Raw genomic sequence first — 15930 nt, 5'->3', positions numbered from 1 at the left:
GACGGTTGGCTCATCGGGCCATCCGTGATGCAGATAACAACAATCACTGGCGGGACGATGAAAACCAGAGACAAGATTCTGCTATCCAGTCTGGAGTTGTTTAACGAGCGGGGTGAAAGGAACATCACCACCAATCACATTGCCGCGCACCTGGCGATTTCTCCGGGCAACCTGTATTACCACTTCCGGAACAAGTCCGACATCATCTACGAGATCTTCCAGGAGTATGAAAAACTGGTGGATTATTACCTCGATATTCCGGAGGATCGGCTGCTGACGCTCGACGACCTGACCTTTTACCTGGAATCGGTGTTTGACGGTTTGTGGAGTTACCGCTTCTTTCACCGGGACCTGGAATATCTACTGGACAGCGATACCCGGCTGCGCCAGGACTACCGGGAATTCACCAATCGATGCCTTGCTGCCATCAATCGGATCTTCGGCAAGCTGGCGGAGGCGGGTATCATCGAGCCGCAGCCGGAAGATCTACGTTCGGCCATGTCGCTCAACGTCTGGCTGGTGATCACCAACTGGATGGCTTTTCTGAAGACAGCCCACGCCAGTGACGAGCCTGCCAGTCTCACCCTGACCGAACTCAAGCAGGGTATTTATCAGGTGCTGACTCTGGAATTGCCTTATCTGACTCCGGATTATCGCGAGCAGGTGCTGGCGTTACGTGAAAAGTATCGGCCAACGCTGCCGGAAAATCCGGAGCAGAACGGCGAGTCCTCACGGGCTGAAACCGGGGTTTCTGTCGGGATTGGTTAAAAATTGAACTTTTTTCCGCGATCGCGTTCAAAGGTAGTGACGTGGGAAACCGGACATTTCCTGCGTCTCCTGAGTGAGTTCTCAGGTACGTCGCAAACCCTGACGTTTCACCGGCCTGTCTGATGGCAGGCCGGTTTTTTCATCAGGGGGTTTCCGATTCCGGCGCTTCCAGCCAGTCTGTCAATGCTTCCCGGCATTCATCCACGCCTCGTTTTGAGGTGGCGGAAAACATAATCAGGTGTGCAACGCACGCAAAGGGTTTCAGTTTCTGGGCAATGCCCAGCATGGCCGTTTTCGCTTGCCCGAATTTCAGCTTGTCGGCTTTGGTGGCAAGAATCATCAACGGCAGGTTGTTATGCTCGCACCATTCCACCATCATTTGGTCGAAGTCGGTGAGTGGGTGCCGGATATCCATCACCAACACCAGGCCTCGCAGGCAGCGGCGATCATTCAGGTAATGCCCCAGATGCTGTTGCCAGTCGTCTTTCATGTCCCGGGAGACCTTGGCGTAGCCGTAACCGGGCAGGTCGACCAGGCGCATGTTTTCTTTATTGAGTGTAAAAAAGTTTATCAGCCGGGTGCGGCCGGGTGTTTTACTGGTCCGGGCCAGTTTGCCGTTGGCAGTAATGGCGTTCAGCGCGCTGGACTTGCCGGCATTGGAACGCCCGGCGAAGGCAACTTCGGCACCGATGTCTGGCGGGCACTCGTCCAGTTTGGACGCGCTGATCAGAAAACGGGCACTGTTGAACGAAACGCTTTTTTGAGTCAGATCAGGGTCCACGATGGTTGGTATTCCTTTGGATTTCAGTTATCGGCGATTAATGTATAATGCTACACCAATTTCCGGCGGGACGCTGCGCGTTGCCGCTGTCAGCCCCGGTGAAAAGCCAGACAGATTGGCGCCTGCCGGCTGCACAACGAAGAATACTTTCAAGATGCAAAGATGAGAGAAGCGGAGCGAGCATGAAAAGACTGATCGCAGGAGTTGTTCTCGGAGTTGGCCTGACGGCAATGGCTCACGGGGCAGGAGATCCGGCAGCGGGTGAACAGAACGCAGCGGTATGTGCCAGCTGTCACGGCCAGGGCGGCGCCAAGCCGATCATGGCGGTGTATCCGAAGTTGTCCGGATTGGGCGAGAAATATCTGTATCGCCAGCTGGTCGATATTAAAACCGGAGATCGTCCGATTCCGGAAATGACCGGTTTGCTGGACAACATGTCTGACCAGGATCTGTGGGATTTGGCTGCCTACTATAACGATCAGGAGATGGTTGTTGGTCAGGCAGATCCAGATCTGGTTGAGCGTGGCCAGGCGCTGTTCCGTGGCGGTAACATGGCCTCCGGCGTTGCCGCATGTGCCGGTTGCCATAGTCCGAACGGTGCTGGCAACGAGCCAGCGGGCTACCCCCGCTTGGGCGGCCAGACCGCCGAGTACGTAGAGAAGCAGCTGAAAGCCTACCGTGACGGCGAGCGTGCAGGCACCACCAACGCCAACATCATGGTGGACGTGGCTACTCGTCTGACCGATGCTGAGATCAAGGCCTTGGCAAACTACGTTTCCGGCCTTAACTGAGTCCGGCTTCTGTAGCGAGTTGTAAAAACCCCGCCAAGGCGGGGTTTTTGCTGCTTACCTTTCCGTAACCATTCCCTTCTGGCCAGCAGTGGAACTTTCCCGGTTTGCTGGGTCATAATCGTGGTCACATCAGAACATCGAACTCGGAGATTCCCGATGATAAGAACACTAGGCACAGTTGTTGTTTTCGCGCTGTCTATGGCGGTTGGTGCTGTTGCGCAGGCTCAGTCATGGGTTGAGAACACCCATTACCGCACCCTGGATAATCCGGTTCGCACCGCATCCGACGAAGGCGTAGAAGTTGCTGAAGTGTTCTGGTATGGCTGCCCCCACTGCTATACCTTCAAGCCGTTGGTTGAGTCCTGGGCTGACCAGGCGCCGGACTACGTGAATTTCGTGAAGCTGCCGGCAGCACTGGGTCAAAGTTGGGAGCCTCACGCTTACGCCTTTTATGCTTTGGAGGCCATGGGCGAGCTGGACAAGGTGCATGACGCCCTGTTTACGGCACTGGCTGGCGAGCGTCGCCCCCTGAATTCCCCCGAAGCTCTGGCGGATTTCGTTAGCGGGCACGGTGTTGATGCCGAGGAGTTCCTCAACAACTACCGCAGCTTCGGTGTTCGTGCACGGGTTCAGCAGGCCCAGGCCAAGATCCGCGGCGCGCGCATCACCGGTACACCGACTATGCTGGTAAATGGCAAGTACGTGGTCAGCGCCTCCATGGCAGGTGGTCATGAGGCCGTGCTGTCTGTGGTTGACTACCTGGTCGAGCAGGAACGTGCTGCGGCAGAATGAGCCGCCGGTATTGAGGGGCGCGTTCAGGTTCAGCGTGGGAATCCCCTGTTATGTATAAGCGTCTGCGCAATCAGATTAATGGTATTCTCCGGGGACCGGAAGGTCCCCGGGGGGCCTGTTCTGGTAGCGAGCATGTGCCTGAGTTTGAGCCCCATCGTCATATCCGGCTGCTCACCTTCAATATCCAGGTGGGCATCAATACCTCGTCTTACCATCACTACCTGACCCGCAGCTGGCAGCACTTTCTGCCTCATCGTCGCCGCATCGAGAATCTCGATCGTATTGCCACCCTGTTGCGGCAATACGACGTGGTGGCGTTGCAGGAATGCGACGGTGGCAGTTTGCGCAGTGGCTATATCAATCAGGTCCAGTATCTGGCAGAAGCCGCCGGTATTCCCTACTGGTATCAGCAATTAAATCGCAATCTTGGTCAGATCGCGCAGCACAGCAACGGTCTGTTGAGTCGGTATCGGCCTCTGGATGTCACTGAGCACAAACTGCCCGGCCTGATTCCCGGCCGTGGGGCTATCATTGCCCGGTATGGTTCGGAAGACGATCCGCTCATACTGGTACAAATGCACCTGTCCCTCAGCAAGGCGGCACAGCAGCGGCAGCTGGGTTACGTGCGGGATCTCATTGCCGACTACCGGCATGTAGTCCTGATGGGGGATATGAATGCTCATGCAGAGCAGCTGCTGACCCAAACGCCCCTGAAAGAGACGGATCTGATACCCCTGCCGGGCACGGCTCACAGCTTCCCCAGTTGGCGGCCCGAAAAGGCCCTGGACCACATTATGGTCAGTCCTTCCCTGGAAATTCGGCGTGCCGAGGTGATTAGTTATCCGGTATCGGACCATTTGCCCATCGCCATGGATGTGGCATTGCCGAAGGGGTATCTGGAAACCTTTTAAGGTCTGCGAGACCCTTTCGGTGCAGGGGTGTTTTGCTCAGGTATAAAAAAACCCGGCTCGCTGGCCGGGTTTTTTTGTGGAGGCAGGATCAATTACTTGATCTTGGCTTCCTTGTACGCAACGTGCTTGCGGACAACCGGATCGTACTTTTTGATCTCGATTTTTTCCGGAGTGTTACGCTTGTTCTTTTTGGTCGTGTAGAAGTGACCAGTGCCTGCTGATGAAACCAGCTTGATTTTCTCGCGCATGATGCGGCTCCTTAAACTTTCTCGCCGCGGGCACGAAGATCGGCCAGCACAGCGTCAATGCCTTTTTTGTCGATGATGCGCATGCCCTTGGTGGATACGCGCAGCTTCACGAAACGCTTCTCGGTCTCAACCCAGAAACGGTGGTTCTGCAGATTCGGCAGAAAACGACGACGAGTGTGGTTCATCGCGTGGGATACATTGTTACCGGTAACCGGACGCTTACCGGTAACCTGACAAACTCTGGACATACTTGCCTCCGACCTGAGCAATGGTCTATCAATACGAATTCGTTTTTTAATGCGTCTCTGGTTGCTCCGGAGCAATAACTGCCACCGGTTCGCGCCTCTAAACTGAACGCTGCTCGCCAGACGCCGCCAGAAAGGGACGCTTTTATACCAGAACTGGCCGACCAACGCAAAAAATTGTTGGGAATTTGGCCAGTTTTCCGGAAGCGACCCTGCTGCAGCTACATCAACCCTCGTTCAGCCAGGGATATTACCTCACCGTGGCCGATAACCATATGGTCAAGAACCCTGATATCCACCAGTCCGAGCGCTTCTTTCAGTCTGCGGGTCAGGGAAATGTCCGCCTGGCTGGGCTCGGCGACGCCAGAGGGGTGATTGTGGGCAAAAATGACAGCGGCGGCGTTGTCTTCGAGGGCCTGGCGAACCACTTCCCGGGGATACACGGCAGCACCGTCAATGGTGCCGCGAAACAGCTCCCGGTACTGAATTACCCGGTGGCGGTTATCCAGGAACAGGCCGGCGAACACTTCGTGGGGGTAAGTGCCCAGCCGGCTGGTGAGAAAGCGGCGGGTGTCGGCTGGTGAGCGCAGCGGATCTCCCTGGCGCAGTGGTTCGTCCATCACCCGGCGGGCCATCTCCATGGCCGCCTGAACCTGGGCGTATTTGGCCGTGCCCAGGCCTTTGACCTCACAGAACTGCCTGCGGGAGGCAGTCATCAAGCCCCGCAGGCCGGAAAATTCAGAGATCAGATGGCGGGCCAGGTCCATCACCGGCATGCCAGTGGTGCCGGTGCGCAGGAAAATGGCCAGGAGTTCGGCGTCAGACAGGGCTTCCGGGCCGTGGGCCAGAAGGCGCTCACGGGGCCGTTCATCAGTTGGCCAGGCAGGGTTGTTCATGCTGTGCGTCCTTGCGTGTCAGATTGTGATGCATCCTGCATCGGTTCTCAGAATTACAAAGGTTACTCCAAAAAGTAACATTTGGTAAACGAACGGGTGCTCTTGCAGGCTGCCTGCCGGGCCCGGGCGTGCTATCTTATAACCCTTTCATTTTACGGGATTACGGAGCCCTTCATGGCTGCCAAACGAATTCTGCTGGGAATCACCGGTGGCATTGCTGCCTATAAAAGCGCCGAACTGGTCCGGCTGCTCAAGAAAGCGGGCCTTGAAGTGCGGGTGGTGATGACCCGGGGTGCCGAGGCATTTGTGACGCCGCTGACGTTTCAGGCCCTCAGCGGCGAGCCGGTGCGCACATCGCTGCTCGACCCGGAGGCCGAGGCCGGCATGGGCCATATTGAGCTGGCCAAATGGGCCGATCAGGTGGTGGTGGCGCCCGCGTCTGCGGATTTTCTGGCCCGTCTGGCCCAGGGCATGGCGGATGACCTGCTGACCACGGTCTGTTGTGCCACTGAGGCGCCCATTGCAGTGGCCCCCGCCATGAATCAGGCCATGTGGAAGAATGTCCGGACCCAGAGAAACATGTCCCTGCTGGCGGAAGACCCGCAGATTACCGTCTGGGGGCCGGATCAGGGCGAGCAGGCTTGTGGTGATACAGGCCCTGGCCGGATGCTGGAGCCGGACGCCCTTGCCAGCCGGATTCTGGCTGATGCAACCCGGGCCACTGTCGGAGCGCTGGCGGGAAAACGGGTGGTGATCACTGCCGGCCCTACCCGTGAACCCATTGATCCGGTGCGTTATATCTCCAACCACAGCTCCGGCAAAATGGGTTATGCCCTGGCTCGGGCGGCAGCAGATGCGGGCGCCCAGGTGGTGCTGGTGAGTGGCCCGGTTAACCTGCCGGTGCCGGATGGCGTGGCAGTCCGGCCGGTGATGACGGCGCAAGACATGTTGCAGGAAGCTGAGCGGGTAGTGGCGGAGGGCTGCGACATTTTTATCGCCACGGCGGCGGTGGCTGATTACCGGCCTGCTGCCTGTGCCGGCGACAAGATCAAGAAAACGGACGAAGCGATGACACTGTCGCTGGTGCGCAATCCGGATACGCTGGCGACCATTGCCGCCCGCAAGAATCCTCCGTTTACCGTGGGCTTCGCCGCGGAAACCACAGATGTCGCCCGCTATGCCAACGATAAAATGCAACGCAAGAAGCTCAGCATGATCGTGGCCAACGACGTGTCCGTCCCGGGGCTGGGCTTTAACAGCGATCAGAATGCCGTCACGGTATTCTGGCCGAGCGGGGAGCAGGCGATTGGCCCGGACAGCAAGCAGGCCATCGCAGACACATTGGTGGCGTTGATCGCCGAACACAGCAACAAGGTCGGGAACTCATGACGCAAAAGAAACTGCAGGTACGAATCCTGGACGATCGAATTGGCACCGACATACCGTTTCCGGAGTATGCAACGCCGGGCTCGGCCGGCCTGGATCTGCGTGCTTGCCTGAATGCGCCATTAACGGTCGAGCCGGGCGAGACACACCTGATTCCGACCGGCCTATCCGTGCACATTGCCGACCCGTCGCTGGCGGCAATGATCCTGCCGCGCAGCGGTCTTGGCCACAAGCACGGCATCGTGCTGGGCAACCTGGTGGGGTTAATCGATTCCGATTACCAGGGTGAACTGATGGTGTCATGCTGGAACCGGGGCCGAACCGCTTTCACCATCGCCATCGGTGAACGTATTGCCCAGCTGGTTCTGGTGCCGGTTGTACAGGCAGACTTTGAAGTGGTGCCTGAATTCGGCGCCAGTACCCGCGGCGAGGGCGGGTTTGGTTCAACCGGAACGCACTGAGTCGGTTACCGGAGGCTGGCAGCGTTTATGCAGGTCGGCGTCTATACTTTGCTGGTAACTGATTGTCCGGGACGTAAAAATCATTGCGGGAAGCACTATGAAACTCGGTAAAAAGAAAATCAAAGAGCCGTCGGTGGATGACAATCCCGAAAAGAAGCCGGGAAAGAAAAACAAGCGAAAAGCAGAATCTTCAGGGTCAGGCCTCAAGCGACTCAATACCGTAGCACTCAACCAGGCGCTGGTGGTGGTTCTGGCCGGCGTGGTTGCGGTGGCCCTGCTTCATTTCCTGGTCATTGTGCCCGCCGGTGAGCGCAGTTACCAGCAGGCCCGGGTGGTTGAGGCCGACGGCGCCCAACAGAGGCTGAACCAGTATTTTAGCGCCCAGCAGGAACAAGTGCGTGCCCTGGCCAATCAGCGCTATGTGAGCAATCAGCTTGCCGAACAAGGTGACCGGGACGAGCTGGCGCGCCAGCTGCAGGCGGCGTTGCCGGGAGCCCAGGCGGTTTTTGTCTTCCGTTACCGCGATATTCCCCGCACCGGCAGCAGCGACAGCCTGCTCGGATTTGCCGGCCTGGAGCTGGCCCGGCGGGCAGAGAACGGGCAGTCACTATTGCCGGACGCCTTTCCCCGTAACGATCAGTGGTATCTTCAGTACGCCGCGCCAGTTCGACATCCGGTCAGCAATGCAGTGCAGGGCAGTGTGCTTGTGGTTTACGGCGCGGATCAGCTCCAGCCGCTTCTGACCGTTGGCAACCGCCAGTTGGGAGGCCAGTTGTCGCTGGTGCAGGCGGCATCGGGTTCCCAGCGCACCGTGGTCAGCGCCGGCCGGGGGGCGGGCCCTTCTGAAGCCAGAACCCTGACGAATCCGGACTGGTCGGTGGTGTTCCAGCCGGCCCGGGCGCCAGAGGCGCCGGTCAATACCATTGTGGCTGCCGTGCTGGTCGGCATTCCGGCACTGGCGGCCGCGATTGTTGTCTGGGTGTTGTTGGGCGGCGCCCAGCGAGGCATTCGCCAGGATGTAACGGCCCTGATCCAGTGGTCGCACAAGGTGTTTGGTGGCGAGCGGGTGAAACTGCCGACCTTCCGTTGGGATATGGTGGCCTCTACTGGCGAGGTGCTGTTCCGCCTGTCGCAGATGGTTGATAAACGGCTGGCAAAGGCCGCCGAGAGCGCAAAACCGCAGCCATCGGCAGCTGGTGCCAGAAAGCCCGCCTCCGGTGAAGAAGAACCCCTGTTCCAGGACAAGGACATGCCCGACATCGATATGCTCGATGGCGACGAGGATGTGCTTGGTTTTGGCAGTGGCGATGATGCCCTGTTTGATGACGATATCCCCGAGGTAGTGGAAGCCGAGCTGCCGTCGGTCGAGGTTGCCCCTGAAATCTTCAGGGCCTATGACATCCGGGGCATTGTTGGCGAGACCCTGTCGCCCGACGTGGTGAGGGTGATTGGTCTTGCCATTGGTTCCGAGGCCTCGGCCCGTGGAGTTACCTCTATCTGCGTTGGTTACGACGGTCGCCATTCCAGCCCGGACCTGGCCGATGCGCTGGCCAGTGGCATCATGGCCACCGGCTGCAATGTGATCCATGTCGGAGCAGTACCCACGCCGGTGCTCTATTTCGCAACACACCAGCTGGAGACAGGCTCCGGTGTGATGGTGACCGGTAGCCACAACCCCGCCAACTATAATGGCCTGAAAATCATGCTGGGCGGTGAAACCCTGTCTGGCGAGGCGATTCAGAAACTTTACCAGCGTATTCAGACCGCCGACTTCACCTCTGGTCAGGGCGCCCAGTCCCGGGAAGATGTGCGCCGGGCCTATCTGGACCGGATTGTCGGTGACATCGCCGTGGCTGCCCCGCTCAAAGTCGTGGTGGATGCCGGCAATGGTATCGCGGGCGAACTCGGCCCCATGCTGATCGAGGAACTTGGCTGTGAGGTAACCCCGCTGTATTGCGAGGTAGATGGCGACTTCCCCAATCACCACCCGGACCCCGGCAAGCCAGCCAATCTGCAGGATCTGATCGCCAAAGTGCAGGAAACCGGCGCCGATATCGGCTTGGCCTTCGACGGTGACGGCGACCGCCTGGGCGTGGTGACCAACACTGGCAAAATCATCTGGCCAGACCGGTTACTGATGCTGTTCGCCCGGGATGTGGTGTCCCGTAACCCGGGCGCGGACGTACTGTACGATGTGAAATGCAGCCGCCGCCTGGCGGGCGTGATTTCCGAAGCTGGCGGCCGGCCCATCATGTGGAAATCCGGCCACTCCCTGATGAAAGCGAAAATGAAAGAAAGCGGTGCCCTGTTGGCTGGTGAAATGAGCGGCCACGTGTTCTTTGGTGAGCGTTGGTACGGTTTCGATGACGGCCTGTATTCGGCAGCCCGGTTGCTGGAAATCCTGGGTATTGAGGATCGTCACAGTGACGATGTCTTTGCCGATTTCCCTGAGGATATCAGCACGCCTGAGCTGAATGTCGAGGTGACGGAAAGCGAGAAGTTCGCGATCATTGAGCGCCTCGGCGAACTGGGTGAATTTGGTGACGGCAACATCAGTACCATCGACGGCATTCGGGTAGATTATACCGATGGCTGGGGGCTGTGCCGGGCATCCAACACCACGCCGGTTCTGGTACTCAGGTTCGAAGCTGAAACCGACGAGGCGCTTGAACGAATCAAAGCCGTCTTCCGCGAACAATTACAGAAGGCCGCACCCGACCTGGTTGCGGACTTCTGACAAGACACATTCTCTGACAGTAAGGAATGCACATCACCATGGCGCTGGATCGTGAAACAGCAATGCAGGTGGCCTCGGTACTGAGCCGGGGCCTGCCCTATATCCAAAGATTTACTGGCAAGACCGTTGTGATCAAATACGGCGGTAATGCCATGGAAAACGAAGAGCTCAAAAGCAGCTTTGCCCGGGACGTGGTGCTGATGAAACTGGTGGGTATCAACCCCATCGTGGTTCACGGCGGCGGCCCCCAGATTGGCGAGCTGCTGGAGCGTTTGAACATCAAATCCCGCTTTGTGAACGGCATGCGCGTGACCGATGCTGAAACCATGGATGTGGTGGAAATGGTGCTGGGTGGCCAGGTAAACAAGGAAATTGTATCCCTGATCAACGCCCAGGGAGGCACCGCCGTGGGCCTGACCGGTAAAGACGCCAACCTGATTCGTGCCCGCAAGCTGGAGGTGGTTGACCGTTCACCGGAACTGGAACGACCGGAGATCATCGACATTGGCCACGTGGGCGAGGTTGCCAGTGTTAATGTCGACGTGATCGACATGCTCACCCGCAGCAACGTGATTCCGGTGATCGCCCCGATCGGTGTGGGCCCGGATGGCGCCTCCTACAACATCAACGCCGACCTGGTGGCCGGTAAGGTGGCGGAAGCCATGAAGGCGGAAAAGCTGATTCTGCTGACCAATGTCTCCGGCCTGAAGAGCAAGGAAGACAAGGTGCTGACCGGCCTGACCGCCCAGCAGGTCAACGATCTGATTGATGATGGCACCATCCACGGCGGCATGCTGCCGAAGATTCGCTGCGCGCTCAGTGCGGTGGAAAACGGCGTGCGCACCTCGCACATCATTGATGGCCGTGTTGCCCATGCCTGTCTGCTGGAAATCTTTACCGACGAAGGCGTTGGTACCCTGATTTCCCGGAACTAAACAACCTGACCCGGGAGCAACCGGATGAAGCGCCTGTTGTCATTTCTGATCACGTTGGGAATCGTGGCTTTTGTCGGTTTCAAGGCCGGCGTCTGGTGGCTGACGGATCAGCGCATGGCACAAGCGCGGTCGGAGCTCTCCGGCTATGGTGTGCTGGAGCGAGGCCAGATTGGCTCCGCGCTGGACGGCCGGGTGACCCTGAGGCAATCCCGCTGGGAAGATTTCCGACTGACTCAGCCGTTGCAGCTGGGTCTGATTGAGTTTGATGCCGGTTCCCCGGTGACCCTGCTGACCACCCTGGCCAACCCGTCACCGCTGCCGGCGACCTGGTCGCTGGCGGCAGAGCAGGCCAGCATGGCTCTGGAGCCTACCATGTTCCGGAACTGGCTGACCGCGGGTACCGAGACACAATCGCGGCTGCCGCCGCTGGTGTCACTGGCCTGTGCACCTGATCCCCGGCAGCAGTTGGGCAGTGGCGACCTGATGCGCATGGGCATTTCCGCTATTCGCGGTGATGTGCACCTGAAGCAGAGCTCTGAGGGAGTGCGGTTGGAGATCAACAGTGCAGAAACCGGCAGCCTGGAGGCGGAATGGCCGGGCGCCCGGGTTCATCTCTCCGGCCTGGCGGCCACCCTGGAGAGCAGCGCTGAACCGGTTCGTATTACTTTTCGTGATGCTGGCCTGATGCGCCGCCTGTCGGCTTACTGTGCCCGGGAAACCGGGCAGGACGTGAACCAATGGGCCCGTAACGCTGTCTCGGTGATGGAGGCAGGCCTGAAAGCCCGCGGCTACGATGGTAGCGATCAGTTGCTCGCGCTCTATCGACAGTGGCTGATGGAAGGTGGCGAGTTGCAATTAGCCATTGACCTCGGCGCCAAAACGTTTGGCATACCCGTGCGTTCCGAATCGGCGCCCGAAGCGGCCTGGTCGGTTGACTACAATGGTGCCGGGGTCCCCGACATCTACCTGACCGAAATGGTAGTCCCTGAGCCACAGTTGCCCCTGGAGGCGCTGGAACCGGTGATTCCCCGGGAGGAGCCCGGCGTTCAGCAATGGTACCCGGCGGACCTGGAAGGGGCGAAGAGCTGGCTGGGGCGGCAGGTCAGGGTGACGCTGTCTAACGGCAATCAGGTAGAAGGTCGCCTGGTCAGCGTGGGTGAGCGCGAGCTGGAAGTGTCACGCACCGTCGCCGGCGGAGAGGTGGCTTATCCAATATTGATTCGGGCCATCACCCAATTTGATGTCTGGCGGCGGGGCAGGGCAGACTGAGATCAACGGCCGGGAGGCTACCATGGCGCACAGCACTGACAAGTTACAGACCGTACCGGACATCCGGGACATGCTGACCCGGCTGATTTCGCTGCCCTCCATCAGCAGCGCATCGCCAGACTGGGACCACAGCAACGAGGCGGTGGTAAGAACCCTGGCCGAATGGCTGGAGCCCATGGGGTTTGCGGTGGAAATCCTGGAAGTGCCGGGCATGCCGGGCAAATACAACCTGATTGCCATCCTGGGGAGCGGTCCGGGTGGGTTGGTGCTGTCTGGCCACACCGATACCGTTCCGTTCGATGACAAGCGCTGGCAAAGTGATCCGTTCACGCTGACCGAAAAGGACAATCGCTGGTACGGCCTGGGCACCTGCGATATGAAAGGCTTCTTTCCGCTGGCCATTGAAGCGGCCAAAGCCTTTGTCGACCAGCCGCTTCAGCAACCGCTGATCATCCTGGCCACCGCAGACGAAGAGAGTTCCATGAACGGCGCCCGGGCCCTGGCTGAGGCCGGCAAACCGAAGGCCCGGTACGCGGTGATCGGCGAGCCGACCAATCTCAAGCCGGTGCGGATGCACAAGGGCATCATGATGGAGCGGCTGCGCTTTGATGGTCAGTCCGGCCATTCCTCCAACCCGGACCTTGGTCGTAATGCCCTGGAGGGAATGCACGAGGCCCTGGGGGAACTGCTGAGTCTGCGCACGGAATGGCAGGAGAAATACCGAAACCCCAATTTCAAGGTGCAGGTGCCGACGCTGAACCTCGGCTGTATTCACGGGGGCGACAACCCGAACCGGATCTGCGCCCAGTGCGAACTGCATTTTGACTTGCGCCCGCTGCCCGGGATGAACATGGAAACGCTGCGCCAGGCAATCCTCAACCGGATGCAGCCACTGGCCGAGCGCCGGCAGTTGAATCTCACCTTCGAGCCCTTGTTCGATGGTGTGCCGCCGTTCGAAACGCCGGCCGACGCCGCCCTGGTCAAGGCCTGTGAAGCGCTGACCGGCCATACCGCCCATGCGGTTGCCTTCGCCACCGAGGCGCCCTGGTTGCAGAAGCTGGGCCTGGAAACCCTGGTGATGGGGCCTGGTTCCATCGACCAGGCCCATCAGCCGGATGAGTTTCTCGAGATGTCGCAATTACAACCAACCGTGGATATTCTGCGCGGGCTGATCAAGCAGTTTTGTCTGTGATGGAAGGGGAGAAAGGTTTGAAATCGAACGAATGGCTGCACGGATTCCGCCACTCATCTCCGTACATCAACGCTCATCGCGGCCGAACCGTTGTGCTGACCATGCCTGGCGATGCCATCGAGCACCGGAACTTCATCAATATCATCCACGATATTGCCTTGCTCAGCAGCCTGGGTGTGCGCCTGGTGGTGGCCTTCGGTGGTCGCCCGCAGATTCAGTCCCGGCTGGACGACGCCGGCCTGGAGTCCGCCTTTGCCCGTGGCCTGCGCATCACCCCGGATAACCACCTGCCCCTGGTTATGGAGGCTATTGGCGGATTGCGGGCCTACCTGGAGAGCCAGTTATCCATGGGCCTGGTCAACTCGCCCATGCACAATGCCAGAATCCGGGTCACCAGTGGAAACTATGTCACCGCCAAGCCCGTGGGCGTGCTGGATGGCGTGGATTTCGGCTACACCGGGAAAGTGCGCCGGGTGGATACCCGTGGCATCGAACAGCTGCTGGAACAGGGCCACATCGTTCTACTGCCGCCCATGGGGTACTCGCCCACCGGCGATGCCTTCAACTTGTCCTACGAGGACGTTGGCAGCCAGGTAGCGGCTGCGTTGCAGGCAGAAAAACTGATCGTGTTCATCGATGACGAAGGCCTGCTTGAAGAAGACGGCTCGCTGATTCGGGAACTGTCGGCTCGCCAGGCGTCGGAGCGCCTCAATACCAATGTGGTGACCGGCCACGACGCGGCATTGCTCAAAGCAGCCTGTGATGCCTGTGTGAAAGGCGTGCGCCGGGCCCACATCATCAGCTACGTGGAAGATGGCGCACTGCTCGAGGAACTGTTCACCCGGGATGGCTCTGGTACCCTGGTCAGCGGCGATAACTACGAGCAGATCCGCCAGGCCAGGGTGGAAGACATCGGGGGTATTCTGGAGTTGATCCAGCCCCTTGAAGAGCAGGGCATTTTGGTGCGCCGCTCCCGGGAAATGCTGGAAACCGAAGTGGACCGCTTCGTCGTGGCCGAGCGGGATGGCACCATCGTTGGCTGTGCTGCCCTGTATCATTACCCGGACGAAGGCACCGGTGAACTGTCCTGTTTTGCGGTCGACCCCTCCTACCGGCGTGCCGGGCGTGGTGACGACATTCTGGCGATGATTGAAAAGCTGGCGAAGGGGCAGGGCATTCGCAAACTGTTCGTACTCACCACCCAGACCGAGCACTGGTTCCGGGAGCGGGGTTTTCTGCCCACGGCGGTGCAGGATTTGCCCGGGCCAAAGCTGGCCTCCTACAACACCCAGCGCAACTCAAAGGTGTTCTACAAACCTCTGTGACAGCGCACTGAGCTCGAGCTCTCGTTCTTCCTGCGTGGCCCTGGACAGGGCCTCAACCGCTCCATAGAACTGCCCGAAATCGTAGCGATGATCTCGCAACAGTTGGCGGAACGCTGGCACATGCTGGTTGTACTGCTGGAACAGGGCCAGGTTGGCGTTGTTCAGGCGTACCGGTGGCGCGCCGAAGGGACCAGGCTCCGGGTAGTGTTCTGCCAGCTCGGCGTAGGCGTTGGCCAGTTCCTCCATCAGGGTTGCTTTACGTTCCCGGAGTACATCGGTGTTCAGCACCTGCTGTTGCTGGTAGAGCTGCCGCAGTTGTGCGCTGGTCTTGTTGACCAGGTCCAGGGTCTGATTACGGTGCTCCAGCCGTTGCAGGGCACGCTCAAAGCCGGCCTCGGATGCCTGCTGCTCCAGCCAGATCCTCAGACCTTCCAGTTCAACGGCGGTGGCAAAGCTTTCGTTAAACGCGGTGTCTTCCTTGATGTACACCACCTGATGGGCCAGTTCGTGGAACATCAGCGCCACCATGCGGTCATCCGGCAGGCTGGTAAAGCCGGTGTGGAGCGGGTCATTAAACCAGCCCAGGGTGGAATAGGCGGTGACGGCGCCAATAAAGGTGTCGTAATCCTGTGCGTTGAACCGGGCCTGCTCCTTGCGCGCCCGCTCCAGATTGAAGTAGCCTCGGTAGGCCTGGCAGCCCACCACGGGATAACACCACTGGTGAGGCTCGAGGGAGAATTCTGGAACAGCAACCAGGTTGACCACCACCCAGGGCTGGTCCAGTTCCACGTATTTGGTAAAAGCCTTGCCTACCGGCAGCTGAAGTGTGTCCCTGGCGAACGTGCGTGCTGACTGTGCAACGGCCAGTTTGCGTTTCAGCTCCGGGTCGGTTTGTGGGTCATGGGCGACCGATTCAACGGTTTGGCCACGCAGCATCAGTGAAAGATGGCCGCCCACTGCCTGGCCATAGTAGCCAATGGTCGAACACCCCTGGAGCCCTGTTAACAGTAGCAAAAGAAGATAGATCTGACTAAGCTGTCTCATGTATCCGTACGTTGTGATTGATGGTCTTTCCGGCTCCGCCCTGGTGCTCGTCGTGACAGGCTCGCTGGCTGTTTTCCGGGGCTGGCTATACTCTTTTTATCATAACAGCAGATCACAGCCACTAACTCAGGGATGTTCGCCAGGGCGAC

General features: G+C 59.1%; 16 protein-coding genes. 11 read left to right on the top strand and 5 right to left on the bottom strand.

Annotated elements, in window-relative coordinates; all coding sequences use genetic code 11:
* Positions 1-57 precede the first annotated feature (57 nt).
* Complete coding sequence (locus C7H10_RS04890) at positions 58-768, top strand: TetR/AcrR family transcriptional regulator (RefSeq protein ID WP_072676133.1); 711 nt, start codon at positions 58-60, stop codon at positions 766-768.
* Positions 769-910: 142 nt separating this feature from the next.
* Here the strand turns inward: C7H10_RS04890 and yihA are convergent, their stop codons facing one another.
* A complete protein-coding gene (gene yihA / locus C7H10_RS04885; RefSeq protein ID WP_061330825.1) occupies positions 911-1549 on the bottom strand; it encodes a ribosome biogenesis GTP-binding protein YihA/YsxC in 639 nt (212 codons plus the stop codon).
* A 182-nt stretch (positions 1550-1731) separates the two neighbouring features.
* On the opposite strand from yihA, the gene C7H10_RS04880 reads away from it, so the two are divergent.
* The 3 genes from C7H10_RS04880 to C7H10_RS04870 all read left to right on the top strand — a co-directional run bounded on the left by C7H10_RS04880 (position 1732) and on the right by C7H10_RS04870 (position 4043).
* Positions 1732-2340, top strand: coding sequence for a c-type cytochrome (locus C7H10_RS04880; protein ID WP_106693973.1), 609 nt, complete (start codon positions 1732-1734; stop codon positions 2338-2340).
* A 156-nt stretch (positions 2341-2496) separates the two neighbouring features.
* On the top strand, positions 2497-3132 hold the full coding sequence (locus C7H10_RS04875) for a thiol:disulfide interchange protein DsbA/DsbL (RefSeq protein WP_106693972.1): 636 nt from the start codon (positions 2497-2499) through the stop codon (positions 3130-3132).
* A 50-nt stretch (positions 3133-3182) separates the two neighbouring features.
* Positions 3183-4043: an endonuclease/exonuclease/phosphatase family protein gene (locus C7H10_RS04870; RefSeq protein WP_061330822.1), complete on the top strand. Its 861-nt coding sequence runs from the start codon at positions 3183-3185 to the stop codon at positions 4041-4043.
* A 92-nt stretch (positions 4044-4135) separates the two neighbouring features.
* Here the strand turns inward: C7H10_RS04870 and rpmG are convergent, their stop codons facing one another.
* The 3 genes from rpmG to radC all read right to left on the bottom strand — a co-directional run bounded on the left by rpmG (position 4136) and on the right by radC (position 5432).
* The gene (rpmG, locus tag C7H10_RS04865; protein WP_008173465.1) at positions 4136-4291 is read right to left on the bottom strand and encodes a 50S ribosomal protein L33; all 156 of its coding nucleotides are present in this window, start codon (positions 4289-4291) and stop codon (positions 4136-4138) included.
* 11 nt (positions 4292-4302) lie between these two features.
* Positions 4303-4539: a 50S ribosomal protein L28 gene (gene rpmB, locus C7H10_RS04860; protein ID WP_058091504.1), complete on the bottom strand. Its 237-nt coding sequence runs from the start codon at positions 4537-4539 to the stop codon at positions 4303-4305.
* A gap of 218 nt (positions 4540-4757) precedes the next feature.
* On the bottom strand, positions 4758-5432 hold the full coding sequence (radC, locus tag C7H10_RS04855) for a RadC family protein (RefSeq protein WP_106693971.1): 675 nt from the start codon (positions 5430-5432) through the stop codon (positions 4758-4760).
* 174 nt (positions 5433-5606) lie between these two features.
* Here radC and coaBC point away from each other — a divergent pair, with 174 nt between their 5' ends.
* The 7 genes from coaBC (at position 5607) to argA (ending at position 14737) form a co-directional block, all read left to right on the top strand.
* The gene (gene coaBC / locus C7H10_RS04850; protein ID WP_106693970.1) at positions 5607-6821 is read left to right on the top strand and encodes a bifunctional phosphopantothenoylcysteine decarboxylase/phosphopantothenate--cysteine ligase CoaBC; all 1215 of its coding nucleotides are present in this window, start codon (positions 5607-5609) and stop codon (positions 6819-6821) included.
* A complete protein-coding gene (gene dut / locus C7H10_RS04845) occupies positions 6818-7279 on the top strand; it encodes a dUTP diphosphatase (RefSeq protein ID WP_106693969.1) in 462 nt (153 codons plus the stop codon). Before coaBC ends, dut begins: the two co-directional genes overlap by 4 nt.
* Before the next feature lie 97 nt (positions 7280-7376).
* On the top strand, positions 7377-10016 hold the full coding sequence (locus C7H10_RS19410; protein ID WP_106693968.1) for a phosphomannomutase/phosphoglucomutase: 2640 nt from the start codon (positions 7377-7379) through the stop codon (positions 10014-10016).
* 38 nt (positions 10017-10054) lie between these two features.
* Complete coding sequence (gene argB, locus C7H10_RS04835; RefSeq protein ID WP_058091499.1) at positions 10055-10951, top strand: acetylglutamate kinase; 897 nt, start codon at positions 10055-10057, stop codon at positions 10949-10951.
* 24 nt (positions 10952-10975) lie between these two features.
* Complete coding sequence (locus tag C7H10_RS04830) at positions 10976-12220, top strand: acetylornithine deacetylase (RefSeq protein ID WP_106693967.1); 1245 nt, start codon at positions 10976-10978, stop codon at positions 12218-12220.
* Between the two features lie 22 nt (positions 12221-12242).
* Positions 12243-13412, top strand: a complete 1170-nt coding sequence (gene argE / locus C7H10_RS04825) for an acetylornithine deacetylase (protein WP_106693966.1) — start codon at positions 12243-12245, stop codon at positions 13410-13412.
* A gap of 17 nt (positions 13413-13429) precedes the next feature.
* Positions 13430-14737, top strand: coding sequence for an amino-acid N-acetyltransferase (argA, locus tag C7H10_RS04820; protein WP_072678107.1), 1308 nt, complete (start codon positions 13430-13432; stop codon positions 14735-14737).
* On the opposite strand, the gene C7H10_RS04815 is transcribed toward argA, so the two are convergent.
* A complete protein-coding gene (locus C7H10_RS04815) occupies positions 14711-15781 on the bottom strand; it encodes an aminopeptidase (protein ID WP_106693965.1) in 1071 nt (356 codons plus the stop codon). The genes argA and C7H10_RS04815 overlap by 27 nt on opposite strands.
* Positions 15782-15930: the final 149 nt, after the last annotated feature.

The sequence above is a fragment of the Marinobacter shengliensis genome (assembly GCF_003007715.1).
Lineage (GTDB): Bacteria > Pseudomonadota > Gammaproteobacteria > Pseudomonadales > Oleiphilaceae > Marinobacter > Marinobacter shengliensis.
This window is presented reverse-complemented; position numbering and strand designations above follow the sequence as displayed.

Excerpts from the sequence above, each read along its gene's own strand:
- argB (WP_058091499.1), top strand. The coding sequence starts at position 10,055 with ATGGCGCTGGATCGTGAAACAGCAATGCAGGTGGCCTCGGTACTGAGC.
- rpmG (WP_008173465.1), bottom strand. The coding sequence starts at position 4,291 with ATGCGCGAGAAAATCAAGCTGGTTTCATCAGCAGGCACTGGTCACTTC.
- C7H10_RS04890 (WP_072676133.1), top strand. The coding sequence starts at position 58 with ATGAAAACCAGAGACAAGATTCTGCTATCCAGTCTGGAGTTGTTTAAC.
- C7H10_RS19410 (WP_106693968.1), top strand. The coding sequence starts at position 7,377 with ATGAAACTCGGTAAAAAGAAAATCAAAGAGCCGTCGGTGGATGACAAT.
- coaBC (WP_106693970.1), top strand. The coding sequence starts at position 5,607 with ATGGCTGCCAAACGAATTCTGCTGGGAATCACCGGTGGCATTGCTGCC.
- rpmB (WP_058091504.1), bottom strand. The coding sequence starts at position 4,539 with ATGTCCAGAGTTTGTCAGGTTACCGGTAAGCGTCCGGTTACCGGTAAC.
- C7H10_RS04815 (WP_106693965.1), bottom strand. The coding sequence starts at position 15,781 with ATGAGACAGCTTAGTCAGATCTATCTTCTTTTGCTACTGTTAACAGGG.
- C7H10_RS04880 (WP_106693973.1), top strand. The coding sequence starts at position 1,732 with ATGAAAAGACTGATCGCAGGAGTTGTTCTCGGAGTTGGCCTGACGGCA.
- C7H10_RS04870 (WP_061330822.1), top strand. The coding sequence starts at position 3,183 with ATGTATAAGCGTCTGCGCAATCAGATTAATGGTATTCTCCGGGGACCG.
- dut (WP_106693969.1), top strand. The coding sequence starts at position 6,818 with ATGACGCAAAAGAAACTGCAGGTACGAATCCTGGACGATCGAATTGGC.
- C7H10_RS04830 (WP_106693967.1), top strand. The coding sequence starts at position 10,976 with ATGAAGCGCCTGTTGTCATTTCTGATCACGTTGGGAATCGTGGCTTTT.
- radC (WP_106693971.1), bottom strand. The coding sequence starts at position 5,432 with ATGAACAACCCTGCCTGGCCAACTGATGAACGGCCCCGTGAGCGCCTT.
- C7H10_RS04875 (WP_106693972.1), top strand. The coding sequence starts at position 2,497 with ATGATAAGAACACTAGGCACAGTTGTTGTTTTCGCGCTGTCTATGGCG.
- argE (WP_106693966.1), top strand. The coding sequence starts at position 12,243 with ATGGCGCACAGCACTGACAAGTTACAGACCGTACCGGACATCCGGGAC.